We start from the raw sequence: 19,357 nt of genomic DNA on the forward strand, positions 1-19,357 counted from the left end.
CAATGTTTAAAACATGCTTTTTTCAAGAAAAATGGGTATATTGAAGGAGGATCAATTTTTTTTGAAAAGATAGGAGGACATTATGAAAGTTACAGTTATCGGATGCTATGGCGGTTTTCCGGCCGCAAATGAAGCGACGTCAGGCTATTTGTTTCAGTCAGGTGATTACTCTCTGCTTGTTGATTGCGGCAGTGCCGTTTTATCTAAGCTGTTCGGATATGTGCCGGCGGAAAAGCTGGATGCGGTCGTTCTGTCTCATTATCACCATGACCATATCGCTGATATCGGGCCGCTGCAATTTGCCAAGCAAGTCGGTTCGTTTCTCGGTAAAGGAGAGCATACGCTTCCGATTTACGGACATGATGCTGATATAGAACAGTTTCAAAAGCTTACATATAAAACACATACAAAAGGGATCGCCTATCAGCCGGATCAGCCGTTGACTGCCGGTCCGTTTACGATCACCTTTTTAAAAACGATTCACCCGGTGACGTGCTATGCCATGCGGATTACTGACGGCAGCCACACTGTCGTTTATACTGCTGATTCCAGCTATCAGGATTCATTTATACCGTTTTCGAAAGATGCTGATTTATTGATCTCAGAATGCAATTTTTATGCCGATCAAGACGGAACAAGTGCAGGCCATATGAACAGCCTGGAAGCCGGGCGCATTGCAAAAGAAGCGGGAGCGGGAGAACTGCTGCTGACCCATTTGCCGCATTTTGGCGTGCATGACAATCTTCGCAAAGAAGCGAAAACCGTTTTTAGCGGAGAAGTGAATATTGCGAAATCAGGTTTTGTGTGGGAAGGATAAAGGAGGAGCACCATGTTATTTATAGACAATCAAAATATCAATGATCCGCGGATCAATCTTGCTATCGAGGAGTACTGTGTAAAGCATTTAGACCCTGAACAGCAATATTTGCTCTTTTATGTGAATCAACCGTCTATTATCATTGGGAAAAACCAAAATACAATAGAAGAAATCAATACAAAATATGTAGAGGAAAACGGGATTATCGTCGTCCGCCGTTTATCAGGCGGGGGAGCTGTGTACCATGATCTGGGGAACTTGAACTTCAGCTTTATTACCAAGGATGACGGGGACAGCTTTCATAACTTTAAAAAATTCACTGAGCCGGTGATTCAGGCGTTACATCAGCTTGGGGTTGAAGCTGAATTAAGCGGCCGGAACGACATTGTAGTGGATGGCCGGAAAATATCCGGAAACGCTCAGTTTGCAACGAAAGGCCGTATTTTCAGCCACGGCACCCTCATGTTTGATTCAGCCATTGATCATGTTGTATCAGCATTAAAGGTGAAAAAGGATAAAATTGAATCAAAAGGCATCAAATCGATCAGAAGCCGAGTAGCAAACATCAGTGAGTTTCTCGATGATAAAATGACCACCGAAGAATTCCGCAGCCATTTGCTTCGCCATATTTTTAACACAAACGACATTGGAAACGTGCCGGAGTATAAGCTGACGGAAAAAGATTGGGAGACCATTCATCAAATTTCGAAAGAGCGCTATCAGAATTGGGATTGGAACTACGGCCGCTCGCCGAAATTTAACCTTAATCATTCGAAACGTTATCCGGTTGGATCGATCGATTTGCGCCTAGAGGTCAAGAAAGGCAAAATCGAGGACTGCAAAATCTTCGGAGATTTCTTCGGTGTCGGTGATGTATCTGAAATTGAAAACCTGCTGGCCGGAAAACAATACGAACGCAGCGTCATCGCTGATGTGCTCGAAGGTGTGAATCTCAAGCATTACTTTGGGAACATTACGAAAGAGGATTTCCTTGATCTGATTTATTAAGGCAAAACACATCGTTTGAAAGAGCGGTTGTGTTTTTGAAATAATGGAGGCAGGAGGGATTCACATGAAAGTGTTTTTAATCGGAGCGAACGGACAAATCGGGCAAAGACTTGTCTCTTTATTCCAAGATAATCCTGATCATTCCATCAGAGCGATGGTCAGAAAAGAAGAACAGAAAGCGTCTCTTGAAGCTGCCGGTGCAGAAGCTGTGCTTGCGAATCTGGAGGGCAGCCCGGAAGAAATCGCCGCTGCGGCAAAAGGTTGTGACGCGATCATTTTCACAGCCGGTTCCGGCGGCAGCACAGGCTATGATAAAACGCTGCTGGTGGATCTCGATGGAGCGGCAAAAGCCATTGAAGCTGCGGACATTGCCGGAATCAAACGGTTTATTATGGTCAGCGCCCTGCAAGCCCATCACCGTGAAAATTGGAATGAGGCACTCAAGCCTTATTATGTGGCCAAGCATTATGCTGATAAAATTCTTGAAGCGAGCGGTTTAACCTATACGATTATCCGTCCGGGAGGCCTTCGCAATGAGCCTGGAACGGGAACTGTTTCAGCAGCGAAGGATCTGGAGCGGGGATTTATTTCCCGTGAGGACGTTGCAAAAACGGTCATTGCCTCTTTAGATGAGAAGAATACGGAAAATCGGGCCTTTGATCTGACAGAAGGAGATACGCCGATTGCCGAAGCATTGAAGAAACTATGACAGTATTGACACTCAGGGCTTTTTGCTCTTGAGTGTTTTTTTCTGTTTCTCTATAATGGAGGAGAAAGCTTGGCTTCAATAATGAATGACTATTCATTCACTTTAAGGGGTGGGAGAATGAATCTTGTTTCAAAATTGGAAGAAACAGCATCTGAGAAGCCCGACAGCATCGCATGCAGGTTTAAGGATCACATGATGACGTATCAAGAGCTGAATGAACATATTCAGCGATTTGCGGACGGCCTTCAGGAAGCCGGTATGGAGAAAGGGGACCATCTAGCTTTGCTGCTTGGCAATTCGCCTGATTTTATCATCGCGTTTTTTGGCGCTTTAAAAGCTGGGATCGTGGTTGTTCCCATCAATCCGTTGTACACGCCGACAGAAATTGGTTATATGCTGACAAATGGTGATGTAAAGGCGATCGTTGGCGTTAGCCAGCTTTTGCCGCTTTATGAGAGCATGCATGAATCGCTGCCAAAGGTTGAGCTCGTCATTTTATGCCAGACGGGGGAGGCCGAGCCGGAAGCCGCGGACCCAGAGGTCAGGATGAAAATGACAACGTTTGCAAAAATATTGCGGCCGACATCTGCTGCTAAACAAAACCAAGAACTTGTCCCTGATGATACCGCGGTTATTCTATATACGTCAGGAACGACTGGAAAACCGAAAGGCGCGATGCTGACTCATCAGAATTTGTACAGCAATGCCAACGATGTCGCAGGCTATTTGGGAATGGATGAGAGGGACAATGTGGTCTGCGCTCTTCCCATGTTTCACGTGTTTTGTTTAACCGTCTGCATGAATGCACCGCTGATGAGCGGCGCAACTGTCTTGATTGAGCCTCAATTCAGTCCGGCATCTGTTTTTAAGCTTGTTAAGCAGCAGCAGGCGACCATTTTTGCCGGTGTGCCTACAATGTATAACTACTTGTTTCAGCATGAAAACGGAAAGAAAGATGATTTTTCTTCCATCCGGCTGTGTATATCGGGAGGCGCGGCCATGCCAGTCGCGTTGCTGACGGCGTTTGAAGAAAAATTCGGCGTTACCATTTTGGAAGGCTACGGGCTCTCGGAAGCATCACCCGTTACGTGCTTTAACCCGTTTGACAGGGGCAGGAAGCCGGGCTCCATCGGGACAAGTATCTTACATGTCGAAAACAAGGTCGTAGATCCGCTCGGACGCGAGCTGCCCGCTCACCAGGTCGGCGAATTGATCGTGAAAGGCCCCAATGTGATGAAGGGCTATTATAAAATGCCGATGGAAACAGAGCATGCATTAAAAGACGGGTGGCTTTATACGGGGGACTTGGCAAGACGGGATGAGGACGGCTATTTTTACATTGTTGACCGAAAAAAAGACATGATCATTGTAGGAGGATACAATGTGTATCCGCGGGAGGTGGAAGAGGTGCTGTACAGCCATCCGGACGTCAAGGAGGCGGTTGTCATCGGCGTGCCGGACCCCCAAAGCGGGGAAGCGGTAAAGGGATATGTGGTGCCGAAACGCTCTGGGGTAATAGAGGAGGACATCATGCAGCACTGCGAAAAGCATCTGGCAAAATACAAGCGGCCTGCCGCCATTACGTTTCTTGACGATATTCCGAAAAATGCGACGGGGAAAATGCTCAGACGGGCACTGAGAGATATTTTGCCCCAATAAAATGAAAAAGCGAAGCGGTTAGCTTCGCTTTTTCATTTTCAATCCTTTGCTTCTTTTTTAATAATATTTAGCAGCGCCTTTGTATCATTTTTGCTCAATTTGTAGTATGTGCCATCCTTCGAAAAAACGGCTTGCTGGCTGCCGTCAATCCATAGTCTGAATGAGTCATACCGGTCTTTATGAAACTTGATTGTCCCTTCGTAATCAGGGGCTGATGTTTTTTCTGTCTTCACCTGTTTTCCCTGATTCATAATATCCAGCATATCTTTGACGTGCTGTCTTTTTTCAATCTCGATATCTTCCTGGCCGCTTGAAGACAGTGTGATCAAATCCGCGTCTACCGATTGATACACATCGCCTGATCGGCTGTAAAGATAAAAAAATGCTATAAACACAAGACCGATTACCACGATGGCTGCCACTATTTTTTTCATTTGCATCACTCCAAACATTGTTAGTTTTCCCAGCGATCGGGTTTTCCATGCTTAAAAGGATGGAAAAGTGCGGAACACAGCTTGGTTCTAAGAATTTGAATTTATGATTACAATAGAAGTAACGGGTTGATGTGAGGAGTGAGGCGTTATGCGCAAGTGGATTGCGGCAGCAGGACTTGCTTACGTGCTGTACGGGCTGTTTTTTTATTGGTATTTTTTCCTGTCGGGTGATTCCGCAATACCGGAAGCCGTGAAAGGGACGCAGGCTGATCCGGCTTCTTTCATGAAGCCGTCTGAGTTGGCAGTGGCCGAGCAGTATTCGAATATCAAGAATTTTTTGTTTTTTATCGGGGTACCACTTGATTGGTTTCTGTTTTTTGTTCTGCTGGTCAGCGGTGTTTCAAAGAAAATCAAGAAATGGATGGAAGCGGCCGTGCCTTTTCGGTTTTTGCAGACCGTTGGTTTTGTGTTTGTGCTTTCGCTGATTACAACATTGGTGACGCTGCCTTTAGATTGGATAGGCTATCAAGTATCGCTTGACTATAACATTTCCACACAGACTACGGCCAGCTGGGCTAAGGATCAGGTTATCAGCTTTTGGATCAGTTTCCCAATCTTTGCGCTTTGCGTTCTCGTTTTTTATTGGCTGATCAAAAGGCATGAAAAAAAATGGTGGTTATACGCCTGGCTGTTAACAGTGCCGTTTTCGCTTTTTCTGTTTTTTATTCAGCCGGTCATTATTGATCCTTTATACAATGATTTTTATCCGCTGAAAAACAAAGAGCTTGAAAGCAAAATATTAGAGCTGGCAGATGAAGCCAATATTCCGGCTGATCATGTATATGAAGTGAACATGTCAGAAAAAACAAATGCGCTGAATGCCTATGTTACAGGAATCGGGGCCAACAAACGGATTGTATTGTGGGATACGACGCTGAACAAACTTGACGATTCAGAAATTCTGTTTATTATGGGCCACGAAATGGGCCATTATGTCATGAAGCACGTTTACATCGGTCTGGCTGGCTATTTGCTCGTGTCGCTCGCCGGATTTTATGTCATTGATAAGCTTTACAAGCGGACGGTTCGCCTAACCCGCAGCATGTTTCATTTAGAAGGGCGGCATGATCTTGCGGCACTTCCGCTGTTATTGCTTTTGTTTTCTGTTTTGAGCTTTGCGGTGACGCCTTTTTCTAATGCTGTCTCGCGTTATCAGGAGAATAAGGCTGACCAGTATGGGATCGAGTTGACAGAGAACAGAGAAGCCGCTGTTAAAACGTTTCAGGATTTGGCCGTGACGGGGCTGAGCCAGGTTGATCCTCCGGTGCTTGTGAAGATTTTCAGAGGCAGCCATCCTTCGATCATGGAACGGATTCAACAAGCGGAGAAAGAAGAGAATGCGCCGGAACATCAGGATGCTGACAAATAAAAAGAAGCAGGTATGGAGGAACCTGCTTCTTTTTACTATTATTGTGCAGCTGCTTGTACGTTGATTAACCCTTTTCCATAGTAGAAAGAGTTTCCAAGATATGTTGCAGTGCTTTCTAAACGATCACGGACTTGCGCGTTTGTCCAAGTCGGGTGCTTAGAAAGAATTAGCGCTGCTGCTCCGGCAACGTGAGGAGTCGCCATGGACGTGCCGTTGTAAGCACCGTAAGTGCCTCCAGGAAGTGTGCTTTGGATGGATACGCCAGGAGCCATCACATCAAGCTCAGAACCTGCGCTTGAGAATGAAGCTCTTTGGTTGCTGCTGTTTACCGCACCTACCGCAATAGTAGAAGGATATTTTGCAGGGTAGCCGACTGTGCTTGAGCTTCCGGACGAACCTTCGTTTCCGGCAGCGGCAGCAACGACGATACCGCTGGAAACGGCTTTGTCAACGACTGTTTTCAGCGCTGTAGAACCAGTAGGTCCGCCAAGGCTCATGTTGATAACATCCATATTGTTGGAAATGGCCCACTCAATGCCGTTAATAATCCAGCTATATTGGCCGCTTCCTGTTGAATCAAGCACTTTTACTGCATATAATGATGCGCTTGGCGCTACGCCCAGAACACCGATTGAGTTATTAAGAGCGGCAATCGTACCGGCTACATGCGTACCGTGAGAACTGCCGTCCTGGTATGGGTTTGTTTCAGAAGGTACGAAGCTTGCTCCGCCTCTGACGTTTAAGTCAGGATGAGAAGAGTCAATTCCGCTGTCAATAACAGCTACTTTTACGTTAGAGCCTGTGTAGCCTTGAGAGTGAAGAGCCGGCGCTTTAATTTGAGAAATGCCATAAGGAACAGATTGCGCATATTCATGTGCAATATGATCTTCTTCCACATATGCAACGCTCGGATCTTTTTTCAATTCTTTTACAGCTTTTTCATCCAATGTTGCTGCGGCCGCGTTAACATACTTAAATTGCTTTTGAACCTTTCCGCCTTTTTCAGAAATAACATCCTTTTTCTTGGCGGAACTCATGGCACTCATTGTCTGCTTAAATCCGACAATGTATTTCTTTTCTGTACTGCTTTTTCCGGCAGCCTGCGCAGACATGTTGCTGAACGCCATCGTAAAGATTAACGTTAACGCAAACAACAAGCTGATCCACAATTTTTTGCTTCTCACTCTTTACCCTCTCCTTTTAAAAAATTCAGAGTAGACTTACTTAAAAGACTATTCTGTGAATTTATTGTAATAGATGGAATAATATTTTAGTAGACCCATTTTTTTGAGATGATTTTATCTCTATTTAGGTATATCATCTCTCGCTATTTCCGTAGAGACTCGAAATAACTATTTTCATATAGAAAAGAACGAAAATAGACATGAGTAAATGTTCATTATGCTGAAATGTCATGCTTTTTTAGGTTAAATGCTCCTGAGTCCCTGCAAATTCCTGTCGAAAAAATTCGTTCAAATGACCTGCATATGCTTCCGTGAGAACAATGGATATTATCGTGATATTTTTTCAAAGCATGATGATAAAAGTATTCTGAAAAATAAACTTTACAGAAAAGGGATAGAATGAAAAAATTATTGAGAGGGAGGAAGAAATAAGATGAACATTCGCCAAGCAAAGACATCAGATACGGCCGCCATTGCGCCGTTGTTTAACCAATATCGGGAATTTTATAGACAGGCATCCGATTTGCAAGGGGCAGAGGCTTTTTTGAAAGCTCGTTTGGAAAATCACGAGTCTGTTATTTTGATAGCAGAAGAAAATGGAGAATTCATAGGCTTTACCCAGCTCTATCCAACGTTTTCTTCTGTGTCAATGAAAAGGATATACATATTAAATGACTTATTTGTCGTTCCTCATGCGCGTACAAAGGGAGCCGGCTGCCGGCTGCTTTCTGCCGCAAAGGATTATGCAGAGGAAAACGGGGCAAAATGTTTAACACTTCAGACTGAGCACCACAACCGGAAGGCAAGAAGCTTGTATGAGCAAAACGGCTATGAAGAGGATACCGCATTTGTCCATTATTCTCTCAATGTGCCGGCGAAGTGAAAATGGCGGCTTGATGATTTGGTTTTTTGAACGTTCTTCGGTTACGATATAAATGAAAAGGAGTGTGCCGAATGTCAACGTTATTTCAAGCATTGCAGGCAGAAAAAAATGCCGATGATGTTTCAGTCCATGTGAAAACCATATCAACAGAGGATTTGCCGAAGGATGGTGTCCTGATTAAAGTTGCTTATTCCGGCATTAATTACAAAGATGGTCTGGCCGGAAAAGCAGGAGGCAATATCGTCAGAGAGTATCCGCTTATTTTAGGCATTGATGCTGCGGGTACGGTCGTCTCTTCCAAAGATCCGCGTTTTGCGGAGGGGGATGAGGTGATCGCGACAAGCTATGAGCTCGGTGTCTCCCGTGATGGCGGATTAAGTGAATACGCTTCGGTGCCTGGTGACTGGCTGGTGCCTTTGCCACAGAATCTTTCGTTAAAAGAAGCGATGGTGTACGGAACGGCGGGATTTACTGCGGCGTTATCAGTGCATCGGCTTGAACAGAACGGTCTGTCTCCGGAAAAAGGCAGCGTGCTAGTCACAGGAGCAACTGGCGGTGTCGGCGGAATTGCGGTATCGATGCTGAACAAGCGGGGCTATGATGTGGTGGCAAGTACCGGAAACCGGGAGGCGGCTGATTATTTGAAACAGCTTGGTGCAAGCGAAGTAATCAGCAGGGAAGATGTCTATGACGGAACGCTTAAGGCGCTGTCCAAGCAGCAATGGCAGGGAGCGGTTGATCCAGTCGGCGGAAAACAGCTTGCCTCGCTTTTAAGCAAAATTCAATACGGCGGATCTGTCGCAGTGAGCGGCTTAACCGGCGGAGGAGAAGTTCCGGCAACGGTGTATCCTTTTATTCTTCGCGGAGTAAGCCTGCTCGGAATCGATTCAGTATACTGTCCGATGGACGTCAGAGCCGCTGTTTGGGAGCGCATGTCTTCTGATCTCAAGCCTGATCAGCTGCTGACCATCGTGGACAGGGAAGTATCATTGGAAGAAACGCCGGGTGCGTTAAAAGATATTTTGCAAAATCGCATTCAAGGAAGAGTGATTGTGAAGCTTTAACAAGATCAGCTTGCAGAGAATGTTATTTTTCTGCAAGCTTTTTTGTGGACAGGCTGATCAGCTGCTGAACTGCTGTGTCGCGAAGCAAGATTTTCATGTAAGCGGAACTTTCTCTTCCCATTTTAAAAATAATTGGTGATAATGATTCTCATTCCGTGTTATACTACTCTTGGACATCTTAACCATAGAAACTACCAACAGGAGAGACTGGAACATATGAAAAAAACACTGATTATTCTTACAGTTTTACTTCTTTCTGTCTTAACGGCTGCTTGCTCGTCTTCAAGCGGCAATCAAAACAGTAAAGAACATAAAGTAGCGGTAACACATGATTTAGGGAAGACAAATGTGCCTGAGCATCCGAAGCGGGTTGTTGTTCTTGAGCTAGGTTTTATTGATACACTGCTTGATCTCGGCATTACGCCTGTCGGGGTTGCCGATGACAACAAAGCGAAGCAGCTGATCAACAAGGATGTGCTGAAGAAAATTGACGGCTACACATCTGTCGGCACTCGCTCACAGCCAAGCATGGAAAAAATCGCTTCATTAAAACCCGATTTAATTATTGCTGACACGACCCGGCATAAGAAGGTGTACGATCAGCTGAAAAAAATAGCGCCGACGATTGCGCTTAATAATTTAAATGCTGATTATCAGGATACAATTGACGCTTCACTTACGATTGCAAAAGCAGTCGGCAAGGAGAAGGAAATGGAGAAAAAGCTGACGGCGCATGAAGAAAAGCTTAGCGAGACAAAGCAGAAAATCAGCGCGAACAGCCAGTCCGTGCTTTTGATCGGAAATACAAATGATACGATTATGGCCAGGGATGAAAACTTCTTTACATCAAGACTTTTAACACAGGTCGGCTATCGATATGCAATCAGTACGTCAGGTAATAGCGATTCAAGCAATGGCGGCGACTCTGTGAATATGAAAATGACACTGGAGCAGCTGCTGAAAACAGATCCGGATGTGATCATCCTGATGACAGGAAAAACAGATGACCTCGACGCCGACGGTAAACGCCCGATCGAAAAGAATGTCCTTTGGAAAAAACTGAAGGCAGTGAAAAACGGGCATGTATACCACGTGGACCGTGCGGTGTGGTCTCTGCGCCGCAGTGTAGACGGGGCGAATGCCATTTTGGACGAGCTTCAAAAAGAGATGCCGGCTGCTAAGAAATAAAAGAAAAGACAGGCAAACGCCTGTCTTTTTCTTATTTGATAAAGCCGGATAAGTGGCTGTTGATATTATAGTCTTTTATCCGCCATTTTTCTTCTGCAAATTCAATGTTGCTGAGGCAGGCGTTGACGAGGCGCGTGCTTTGAAGCTCAGGGTCACCGCCGGATATTTCCGTCAGCAGTGCGTGAATTGCCGCACCGTGCGCCACGATCAGTACCTTCTGGTTTGGGTACGCCTGGTTCACTTTTGCCAAACCGCCCATCAGCCTGTCAGTGAGTTCTTCTAAGGTTTCCATATTCGGATAGATGTTATCTGGATAGCGCTTTGTCCGTTCCTCCAGCGGCATGCCCTCCGCGTCGCCGTAATCACGTTCCTTAAAATCATCCATCTCGACAATCGGAAGATGCAGATATTCATTAATAATTTCCGCGGTTCTTTTCGCTCTTTTCAGTGGGCTCGTCACGATAATATCCCAAGAAAAGTCCTTTACATATTCTCCGGTTTCTCTTGCTTGGCGTTCACCTGTTGTGTTTAGCGGAATATCGGTTTTTCCTTGGCATTTTTGCTGCAGGTTCCAATCGGTTTCTCCATGTCTTACTAAGCAAACGGCTGTCATAAAATCCCCTTCCTGACTTTATTCATATCGCTATTATACTAAATCGAAAGCATGCATCCTATAAAAAACCTATGCAAGAACTTCAAATAATAAAGACAGCCCGATTCCGCCGCCGCTTCCGATGGCTGCAACAGCATATTGACAGTCTGTCCGTCTTTTCGCTTCATAAAACAATCTGGTTACCAGAGCTGCACCTGATGCACCGTATGGATGGCCAAGAGCTAATGCGCCGCCGCGCACATTGATTTTTGAAAAGGGAATGCCGAGTTCATGCGAGCAGACACAAATTTTGACGGCAAAGGCTTCATTGATTTCAAATAAACCGATATCCTCAGGTGTTACATCGTGTGTATGTAAGAGGTTACGGATCGCATCAACCGGTGCCGCGGGCGGATAGTTGGGGTGAATCCCACTGACTGCGCTGCCGATAAACCGGAGCACAGGCTTAAGTCCCAGGGCTGCCGCTTTTTCTTCTTCCATTACCAAAAGAGCGGCTGCTCCGTCTGCTATGCCGCTGCTGTTGGCTGCTGTGACTGTTCCGGAGCTGGTGTCGAAAACCGGCTTTGCACGGGGAATAATCGCTTCTATTGGCCGCGTTTTCAAAAATGCTTCGTCCGTCTCCAATTCCCCGAGAGGAACAATTTCTTCACGGTAAAATCCTCCATCATGCGCGTTCCTGCTGCGTTGATGGCTGAGAAGGGCGTACTCATCCTGCATGCTTCTGCTGATGGAATAGCGTGCAGCCGTATATTCTGCCGCAATGCCCATGTCTGGATCGCCGATGGCATCTGGAGAAAAGCGGGCCCGTTCTGAAAAAGGGGATTGGCTGCTGCTTTCTGAGCCGCCCGCGATATACATCGTGCCGGCTCCCACTTGAATAAGGCTGCAGGCATAGCGCACAGCTTCAAGGCCGGAGCCGCACTGTCTGTCAATTGTCATTCCGGGAACCGATAAAGGCAGTCCGGCTTGAAGGGCTGACAGTCTGGCGAGGTTGCCGCCTCTGCCGGTAGCGTTTCCGAGAATGACCTCGTCAATTTGATCCTATAGCTTTCGGCTGAGACAGCGGATGATGGGAGCTGACAAATCCTCCGGCAGGAAGGGCTTCAGCAGTCCGTTTTGATTTCCAAAGATCGTTCGTTTTGCATCAACAATAACCGCATTCATTTATACTGTATACTCTCTTCCAGCCATTTTTTCACGCTGGAACGGGCAATTTTTCCGCTGCTCGTTTCCGGCAAGCTGTCTGCAAACACCCATTTTTTCGGAATTTTATAGGAGGCTAATTTCTGTTTACACAAGGCTTTCAGTGTTCTGGCATTAGCGTTTCCATGAATGACAGCTACAGCGATTTCTCCCCAATACTCGTCGGGAATGCCAACGACAGCCGCGCTTTCAACCTCTGGGCAGGCGAGAAGCACACGTTCAATTTCTTCTGGGAAAATATTTAATCCTCCGTACACGATCATCCCGTTTTCTCTTCCTGATATGTATAGAAAGTCCTCTTCATCAACATAGCCCATATCATCCACTGTCATCCATTCATCTGGTGTGCTGCCGTTCACATAGCCGGAAAACCTCATCGGGCTTTTGACAAATATTTTTCCGATTTCTCCTGGCTGGCAGCGTTCTCCTCCAGCGTTGCGGATTTCGATCCGGACATTATGAAAAGGGCGGCCCGCTGAATGCGGCTTCCGTTTGCTGTCTTCTGGTGAAGAAAACGTCACAAAACTAAGCTCTGATGTGCCGTAAAAATCGTACAGCTTGAGATGAGGCCATGCAGCGGCAAGCTTCTTCTTGGATTCTGCCGGCCAGTCTGCGCCGGATGAAATGATTTTGACGGGACTGTCGGGAAAACCCTCAATCCTTGCGAGGGCGTCTGTCATCGTCGGTACGGTATAGAGAACACTTATGGATTCACGGCTCAGCCATTCCTTCGTTTGAGCAGGGGAGAACTTTTTCAGTAAACAAACGGTTCCTCCGAGAAACAAAGTGCTGACAGCCCCATATAGGAAGTGAGAGGACATTAACGTCCCGGGAATCAATACCGTGTCATTTGATGAAATTGAAAAATCTGTTTCTGTACAGGTAAAGCTCTCTATCCATGAGCGGTGAGATCGCGTAAAGGCCTTCGGTTTTCCTGTCGAGCCCGACGTAAATCCCATATAAAAAGGGTGCTCCGGATCAATGGTAGGCAAGGGATCAGCGGTTGCTTCAGAAATATCTGCCATACAGTTATCCAGCAAAACAACAGGTGTCTGGCTATCTGTCAGTTTGTTTTTGAAAAAGGCTAAAGTAACCACAAGATCCGCATTGCTTATGGACAGCCGCTCCTTACATTCAGCCGGGCTCCAGCGTGTGTCGATGGGAATGGCTGTGCATCCAGCCGCTGCGGCTCCGGCAAACAGCTGTAAAAACGCCAGACTATTTGGGAGCAGGATCGCCACACGATTCGGCGTGCTCGGCTGTGACCGCAGCCAATTTGCGGTTTGAGAGACAAGCCGATCCCAATCATGGTACGTGATTTGCTCCGATTCAGTCTGGATCGCTACACGGCCGGGCGATGTTTCGGCAGTAGATGAATAGGTATGAGTAATTGTCATGTAGTGTCATCCTCCTTTTGTAAACATCGTATCAGAAAGAGACAAGGCTTGAGTGATTTTTATCGCCAGAAATGCAGATACAGCCGCTTTTATCAAATCACCAGGCACATATGCAAGGCTCATGAAGGCGGCCTGTGACAAATCAATATGCATGATAAAAGCTTGTACCGGTATACCAAGCAGATAAATAAAGATGATGCCGAATACGATATGAGTGAAAAAGAGACGCAATACTGTCACCTTCCGCAGCCTGTTAGCGGCTAAACTGATCAGCCATGAAGCGAGGGGATAAGCAATCAAAAAGCCTGAGCTCGGTCCGAAAAACACACCAAAACCGCCTCGTCCGCCGGGCAACAGCGGCGCTCCGAAGGCGACGAGCAGCAAAAAGACAATCTGGCTTAAGATAGCAGACTTTGGCCTGAGAATGCTGCCTGCCAACATGACACCAAGCGTTTGCAATGTAATCGGAACGGGTGTAAAGGATAAGAAGAGAGGGGGCATAAAGCCGAGCACTGCCATCAGCGCGGTGAAAATCGCAATATGCATCATGTCGATTAATTTCAGCATGTGAAATCCTCCAAACAGTAATCAAATATGGTTATACAATAAATGCAGGCAATTATTATGTCAACTGATTTTTGATTTAAGTTTACATAATGAACGCAGAAAAACCGGCCGTATGGCAGACCGGTTTTTGATGGTTATTCTTCTGTCAGGATGACAAGCGAATCAACGGAAGCGGCCACATGGGAAACGGCGCGGCTGACTTCCTGAAGCCCTCCAAGAAAGGCTTGCAGATCGACGTCGATTTTGCCTGATTGCTCTTTGCTGATTTTCATGCTGTGGACGATTTCATCGAATAAGCGGTTAATTTGCGTCATTTTTTCTTTACTTTCGCTGACTAGCTCATTCACGTCTTTGATATGCTTGGATACAATGTTGATTTGTGTATTCGTATTGTTCACAAGCTCAGAAACAGTAGAGACGGTTTTTTTCGTATCCTCAGAAAGCTTCCGCACTTCATTTGCCACGACAGCAAAGCCTTTGCCGTGTTCTCCGGCGCGGGCGGATTCAATAGATGCATTGAGCGAGAGAAGGTTTGTTTGTTCAGCTATGCCTGTGACGATGCCGAAGATTTTTTCAATTTGCTGCGCAATTTCATCCAGCTTGACCATTTCTTTTTCGATTTGGACAAGGCTTGTGTCAATTTTGTTCATCTGTTTTTGCTGGACTTCTAGCTCTTTTTTTCCGCCGATCGACTTTTCTTCAACAGTGCTGGATGTTACAGTGCCGGCTTTGGATGCTTGAGAAATGCCCTCAGATTTGTCCACAAGCTCTTGAACTGATCTGCTTGTTTCTGAAAACAGATTGGCAATCGATCCAGAGGTTTCTTGAATTTTCTGATGAAGAAGGTTTTTCTTTTCTTCTTGTTCATCACGGGTCTGGTTGTACTCGCTTTGAAACGCTTCAAGGACAAGCTGCTGTTCTAAGTTCAAGATTTTTGTTGTTGCTTTAATGGCTTTTAGCAGTTCTTGCTGATTTGTAATGGACGCTTCATAAATGTCAATCATTGACAAAAGAAGCTCTTGAAACGCACCCATATACCATTTTGGCAAAAGGCCGATTCTTAAATGGATGGAGGCGATTCGGTTACGCTTTTCAATGAATTCATCATCGATAACGCCTGCAAACATTTCCTGAATATGCCGTTTTAACGTTTGTTTTAAGCGGTCAACTGAGCTGTGATCATTAATGATATCCATCAATGAGCTTTCATGGTCAAGGTTTTTATAAAACGCATCAACGATATTTACGATATTTTCTTGAATGAGTGGCTGAAGCTGCTCTAACACGTAAAGCTCAGCATCTCCCAACCTGACCATTTTGAGCTGTTTTTTGACATCTGCATGTTTGTTTGTGAGCTGAATGCGGTTTTTTTGTTGTCCGTTTGAATCTGAAAAGTAAGCTGTTTCTTGTTTTCTGTCTTTTTTAAATAACAATACAATGATCCCCCTTGGGAAAAATATAATTTTTACTTTTTGGCTTTTTAAGCCTTTTTCTTTTTTATCGGCCAAGGGAAACATGAATGAAGCTGCAGATGAAAAATATTTGAAAAACCGTTCATTAAAATGAACGGTTTAATCGAGATCTATTTGTTTTAATGGTTTAATGGCCGGACCCTCTACAACTTCGCCAGATGGCTTAAAGCGTGATCCGTGGCACGGACAATCCCACGTATGCTCACTGTCGTTCCACTCGACCTCGCAGCCTAAATGGGTACAAGTCCTATCAACGAGATGGAGGCAGCCTGTCTCATCCCGAAATGCTCCCGCTCGCCTGCCGTTTATGGTGACGGCTTTCCCTTCTCCTGGCGAAATGTCTTCAAATTGGACATCAGGCTTTTCAAGCTTTCCTTTAATCAAATGCTTGGCGACATCGGCATTGTAGGAAATCACTTTCTGCAACCCGGGATTCAGATGGAAACGGGACGGAGTGAAAATGCTTTCGTATGGATTGTCTTTTTTCTCCACAAGGTCTGACAATAGAGTGGCTGCGACTGCTGAGGACGTCATGCCCCATTTTTTGAACCCGGTCGCTACTAGAATATTGTCCTCATTTTCCGACATCGGCCCGATAAACGGGATTTTATCGATCGTCACTAGATCTTGGGTGGACCAATAATATGGAATGCTTTCGATGCCGATGGTGCTTTCGGCCAGTTGTCTCAGTGTTTCATAATGTGTAGACATGGCTTTTCCCTGGCCTGTTTTATGGCTTACTCCGCTGAAGAGAATCAGCTTTTCACCGTTTACAACCGTATAGCGGAGCGCCACTGACGGCTGATCGATACTTAAATACATGCCCTCGGGATACTCGATCTTCGGCTTGATGGCAAGGACATAAGATCTGTCGGAGTACATTCTCGCAGCATATAATCCGCCTCCGTCATAAAAAGGGAAGTGGGAACAGCATATGATAAAGCGGCTCTTAATGGCGTGCCGGCTTTTTGTTACCACTTCGGGCCTTTCGCCTTTTTTGATATCAAGCGCAACGGTCTCTTCATAAATTCGGCCGCCTTTTTGAACAATTTGCTCCAGAAGCGCTTTTAAGTATTGAAGCGGATGAAATTGAGCTTGATTCTTCATGACAAGCGCCAGCTTAGAACCTAAGGGAATTGGAAGATCCTTGATAAGGTCTCTTTCAATTCCGAGCTTTGTGTATGCCTCATGCTCGGTGCGGATTTTTTGAACAGCGTTTTCATTTGCCGTATAAAGATATGCGTCTTGCTCGATCCATTCACAATCAATTTGATGTTCATCCACAATGCCTTTTATGTAATCAATTGCGTTTTGGTTTGCTTCATAATAAAGCCTCGCATGGTTTAATCCGAAATGGCGGATAAATTCGTCGTATATCATGTCATGCTGTGCGGTAACTTTAGCAGTTGTATGCGCAGTGGTTCCGTTAAGAACCTGATTTGCTTCAATCAAAACGACACGGAAGCCTCTCTTCGTAAGTTCATATGCCGTTGTGATTCCTGTAATCCCGCCTCCGATAATGGTGACGTCACATTCAGTGTCCTCTTGAAGCGCAGGAAAAGAAGGCAGGTCAGTTGATGTTTTCCAGTATGTTTCAGGTGCTTCCTTTGCAAAATGTTGATTAGCCAAGCCGTTATACCTCCAATCAGATTTATTCTTAATTTTTCCATATTCTATCTTTTCATACATAGGAAGCAGGCATTGTTCATAACATAATAAGGTTGAAAAGGAGTGATTTCATTGGCGAATCAAAAAAAGAAAACATTACCGCCTCAGCACCAGAACCAGCAGCCTGGTTTTGAATATCTGATGGACCCGCGTCCGGTTTTTGATAAGCCGAAGAAAGCGAAAAAATTAGAGGGCAAAACCGCTATTATTACTGGAGGAGACAGCGGGATTGGACGCGCTGTCTCGGTGTTATTCGCAAAAGAAGGAGCTAATGTGGTCATTGTGTATTTGAATGAACATCAGGACGCCGAGGAAACAAAGCAGTATGTAGAAAAGGAAGGGGTAAAATGCCTGCTGATTGCAGGAGATGTTGGGGATGAAGCGTTTTGCAATGATGTGGTCGGGCAGGCAAGCCAAGTGTTTCCATCCATTGATATATTGGTTAACAATGCAGCTGAGCAGCATGTCCAGCCCAGCATTGAAAAAATCACCAGCCACCAGCTGATCAGAACCTTCCAAACAAACATTTTTTCCATGTTTTACTTAACAAAGGCAGTGCTGCCTCATTTAAAAAAAGGGAGCTCTATTATTAATACCGCTTCAATTACCGCCTATAAAGGCAATAAAACGCTGATCGATTATTCAGCGACAAAAGGCGCGATCGTTACGTTTACAAGGTCCCTTTCCCAGTCGCTTGTTCAGCAGGGCATACGGGTCAATGCAGTGGCACCGGGTCCCATTTGGACACCGCTTATCCCGGCCAGCTTTGCCGCAAAAGACGTGGAAGTGTTTGGTTCAGACGTGCCGATGGAACGCCCGGGACAGCCGGTCGAAGTGGCGCCAAGCTATCTATACCTTGCCAGCGACGATTCCACATACGTCACAGGGCAGACGATTCACGTCAATGGCGGAACAATTGTGAACGGATAATAAAAAGCCAATCCTTGAAGGATTGGCTTATTCGCTCTGCTTGAGCGCTGCATATTCTTTAGAGAGCGTAAGAAACGCATCTTTATCTTTTTCGTCCAAGGCTTTGTTAATTTGGTCCGTCAGCATGGCAAGCCGACGGTTATACAAGGATTCATCGAGCACCATTTGAATGTAAATATCCGTCATTGTGACATCGAATTCTTTTGTTTTTTGCGTGTTGCGGGACTTCATGAGCTCAGTGTACGATTTTTTCTCTTTCATAAAGAATCCCCCCAATGCCTTTTTTATAGTATATGGATAACGGTCGAAAAAATCAATAAATTTTTATAATTTTTAGACAACTAATACTTGGCAATCTATCGACATATCCTGCAAAATGCCGTAAACCGGCAAGTCTTATGAAAGTAAAATCGGTTTATTACTAGTCATTTAGTACCATTAAATATCATTAAAAGATGTTTTTATCTTAAATGTTAAAAAAACCTGTCGTTTTATAAAAACAGATGATAGATTATTAGTATAAATTTTGCAGAAAAAGGATGGAGGCCATAATATGAGTCAGAAAACAGACGCACCTTTAGAATCGTATGAAGTGAACGGCGCAACAATTGCCGTGCTGCCAGAAGAAATAGACGGCAAAATCTGTTCCAAAATTATTGAAAAAGATTGCGTGTTTTATGTAAACATGAAGCCGCTGCAAATTGTCGACAGAAGCTGCCGATTTTTTGGATCAAGCTATGCGGGAAGAAAAGCAGGAACTTATGAAGTGACAAAAATTTCACACAAGCCGCCGATCATGGTGGACCCTTCGAACCAAATCTTTTTATTCCCTACACTTTCTTCGACAAGACCCCAATGCGGCTGGATTTCCCATGTGCATGTAAAAGAATTCAAAGCGACTGAATTTGACGATACGGAAGTGACGTTTTCAAATGGGAAAACGATGGAGCTGCCGATCTCTTATAATTCGTTCGAGAACCAGGTATACCGAACAGCGTGGCTCAGAACCAAATTCCAAGACAGAATCGACCACCGCGTTCCGAAAAGACAGGAATTTATGCTGTACCCGAAAGAAGAGCGGACGAAGATGATTTATGATTTTATTTTGCGTGAGCTCGGGGAACGGTATTAG

Annotated in this window: 18 protein-coding genes and 1 pseudogene; 10 read left to right on the top strand and 9 right to left on the bottom strand. The window is 45.2% G+C overall.

Features of this window, described 5'->3' with window-relative positions:
- Nucleotides 1-82 precede the first annotated feature (82 nt).
- The 4 genes from NSQ16_RS05440 to lcfB all read left to right on the top strand — a co-directional run bounded on the left by NSQ16_RS05440 (nt 83) and on the right by lcfB (nt 4,193).
- Nucleotides 83-817, top strand: a complete 735-nt coding sequence (locus NSQ16_RS05440) for an MBL fold metallo-hydrolase (protein WP_029726303.1) — start codon at nt 83-85, stop codon at nt 815-817.
- 12 nt (nt 818-829) lie between these two features.
- Entirely contained in the window at nt 830-1,825 is a 996-nt protein-coding gene (gene lplJ, locus NSQ16_RS05445; protein ID WP_029726302.1) for a lipoate--protein ligase LplJ, read from the top strand.
- Nucleotides 1,826-1,889: 64 nt separating this feature from the next.
- Nucleotides 1,890-2,534: an SDR family oxidoreductase gene (locus NSQ16_RS05450; protein ID WP_029726301.1), complete on the top strand. Its 645-nt coding sequence runs from the start codon at nt 1,890-1,892 to the stop codon at nt 2,532-2,534.
- Nucleotides 2,535-2,651: 117 nt separating this feature from the next.
- Nucleotides 2,652-4,193, top strand: coding sequence for a long-chain-fatty-acid--CoA ligase LcfB (gene lcfB / locus NSQ16_RS05455; RefSeq protein ID WP_088467607.1), 1,542 nt, complete (start codon nt 2,652-2,654; stop codon nt 4,191-4,193).
- A gap of 38 nt (nt 4,194-4,231) precedes the next feature.
- Here lcfB and NSQ16_RS05460 read toward each other — a convergent pair whose 3' ends face one another.
- On the bottom strand, nt 4,232-4,627 hold the full coding sequence (locus NSQ16_RS05460; protein WP_014479359.1) for a hypothetical protein: 396 nt from the start codon (nt 4,625-4,627) through the stop codon (nt 4,232-4,234).
- Nucleotides 4,628-4,775: 148 nt separating this feature from the next.
- Between NSQ16_RS05460 and NSQ16_RS05465 the strand changes: the two genes are divergently transcribed.
- Complete coding sequence (locus NSQ16_RS05465) at nt 4,776-6,056, top strand: M48 family metallopeptidase (protein WP_160221470.1); 1,281 nt, start codon at nt 4,776-4,778, stop codon at nt 6,054-6,056.
- Nucleotides 6,057-6,094: 38 nt separating this feature from the next.
- On the opposite strand, the gene aprE is transcribed toward NSQ16_RS05465, so the two are convergent.
- Nucleotides 6,095-7,240 (bottom strand): subtilisin AprE, encoded by a 1,146-nt coding sequence (aprE, locus tag NSQ16_RS05470; RefSeq protein ID WP_029726299.1) that lies wholly within the window; start codon nt 7,238-7,240, stop codon nt 6,095-6,097.
- Nucleotides 7,241-7,673: 433 nt separating this feature from the next.
- Here aprE and NSQ16_RS05475 point away from each other — a divergent pair, with 433 nt between their 5' ends.
- From NSQ16_RS05475 to NSQ16_RS05485, 3 genes are all read left to right on the top strand, one after another.
- The gene (locus NSQ16_RS05475; RefSeq protein ID WP_160221471.1) at nt 7,674-8,123 is read left to right on the top strand and encodes a GNAT family N-acetyltransferase; all 450 of its coding nucleotides are present in this window, start codon (nt 7,674-7,676) and stop codon (nt 8,121-8,123) included.
- Nucleotides 8,124-8,194: 71 nt separating this feature from the next.
- The gene (locus NSQ16_RS05480) at nt 8,195-9,187 is read left to right on the top strand and encodes an acryloyl-CoA reductase (protein ID WP_085186346.1); all 993 of its coding nucleotides are present in this window, start codon (nt 8,195-8,197) and stop codon (nt 9,185-9,187) included.
- Nucleotides 9,188-9,403: 216 nt separating this feature from the next.
- A complete protein-coding gene (locus tag NSQ16_RS05485) occupies nt 9,404-10,375 on the top strand; it encodes an ABC transporter substrate-binding protein (protein ID WP_003233159.1) in 972 nt (323 codons plus the stop codon).
- 31 nt (nt 10,376-10,406) lie between these two features.
- Here NSQ16_RS05485 and phoE read toward each other — a convergent pair whose 3' ends face one another.
- The 6 genes and pseudogenes from phoE to NSQ16_RS05515 form a co-directional block, all read right to left on the bottom strand.
- On the bottom strand, nt 10,407-10,988 hold the full coding sequence (gene phoE / locus NSQ16_RS05490; RefSeq protein WP_088325529.1) for a phosphatase PhoE: 582 nt from the start codon (nt 10,986-10,988) through the stop codon (nt 10,407-10,409).
- 69 nt (nt 10,989-11,057) lie between these two features.
- Nucleotides 11,058-12,152: pseudogene (locus tag NSQ16_RS05495) on the bottom strand (acetyl-CoA C-acyltransferase).
- The gene (locus NSQ16_RS05500; RefSeq protein WP_327837764.1) at nt 12,149-13,588 is read right to left on the bottom strand and encodes an acyl-CoA synthetase; all 1,440 of its coding nucleotides are present in this window, start codon (nt 13,586-13,588) and stop codon (nt 12,149-12,151) included. Before NSQ16_RS05500 ends, NSQ16_RS05495 begins: the two are co-directional and overlap by 4 nt.
- 6 nt (nt 13,589-13,594) lie before the next feature.
- Nucleotides 13,595-14,155, bottom strand: a complete 561-nt coding sequence (locus NSQ16_RS05505; protein WP_327837762.1) for a biotin transporter BioY — start codon at nt 14,153-14,155, stop codon at nt 13,595-13,597.
- 134 nt (nt 14,156-14,289) lie between these two features.
- A complete protein-coding gene (gene hemAT, locus NSQ16_RS05510) occupies nt 14,290-15,588 on the bottom strand; it encodes a heme-based aerotactic transducer HemAT (RefSeq protein ID WP_003245216.1) in 1,299 nt (432 codons plus the stop codon).
- A gap of 138 nt (nt 15,589-15,726) precedes the next feature.
- Nucleotides 15,727-17,256: an FAD-dependent oxidoreductase gene (locus tag NSQ16_RS05515; protein ID WP_327837760.1), complete on the bottom strand. Its 1,530-nt coding sequence runs from the start codon at nt 17,254-17,256 to the stop codon at nt 15,727-15,729.
- Nucleotides 17,257-17,367: 111 nt separating this feature from the next.
- Between NSQ16_RS05515 and NSQ16_RS05520 the strand changes: the two genes are divergently transcribed.
- A complete protein-coding gene (locus tag NSQ16_RS05520; RefSeq protein WP_003245662.1) occupies nt 17,368-18,225 on the top strand; it encodes an SDR family oxidoreductase in 858 nt (285 codons plus the stop codon).
- 27 nt (nt 18,226-18,252) lie between these two features.
- On the opposite strand, the gene NSQ16_RS05525 is transcribed toward NSQ16_RS05520, so the two are convergent.
- Nucleotides 18,253-18,486, bottom strand: coding sequence for an IDEAL domain-containing protein (locus NSQ16_RS05525; RefSeq protein WP_003233142.1), 234 nt, complete (start codon nt 18,484-18,486; stop codon nt 18,253-18,255).
- 292 nt (nt 18,487-18,778) lie between these two features.
- On the opposite strand from NSQ16_RS05525, the gene comK reads away from it, so the two are divergent.
- A complete protein-coding gene (gene comK / locus NSQ16_RS05530) occupies nt 18,779-19,357 on the top strand; it encodes a competence transcription factor ComK (RefSeq protein ID WP_003245329.1) in 579 nt (192 codons plus the stop codon).

The organism is Bacillus sp. PS108 (assembly GCF_037963335.1).
In the GTDB taxonomy this organism is placed as follows: Bacteria; Bacillota; Bacilli; order Bacillales; family Bacillaceae; genus Bacillus; species Bacillus subtilis.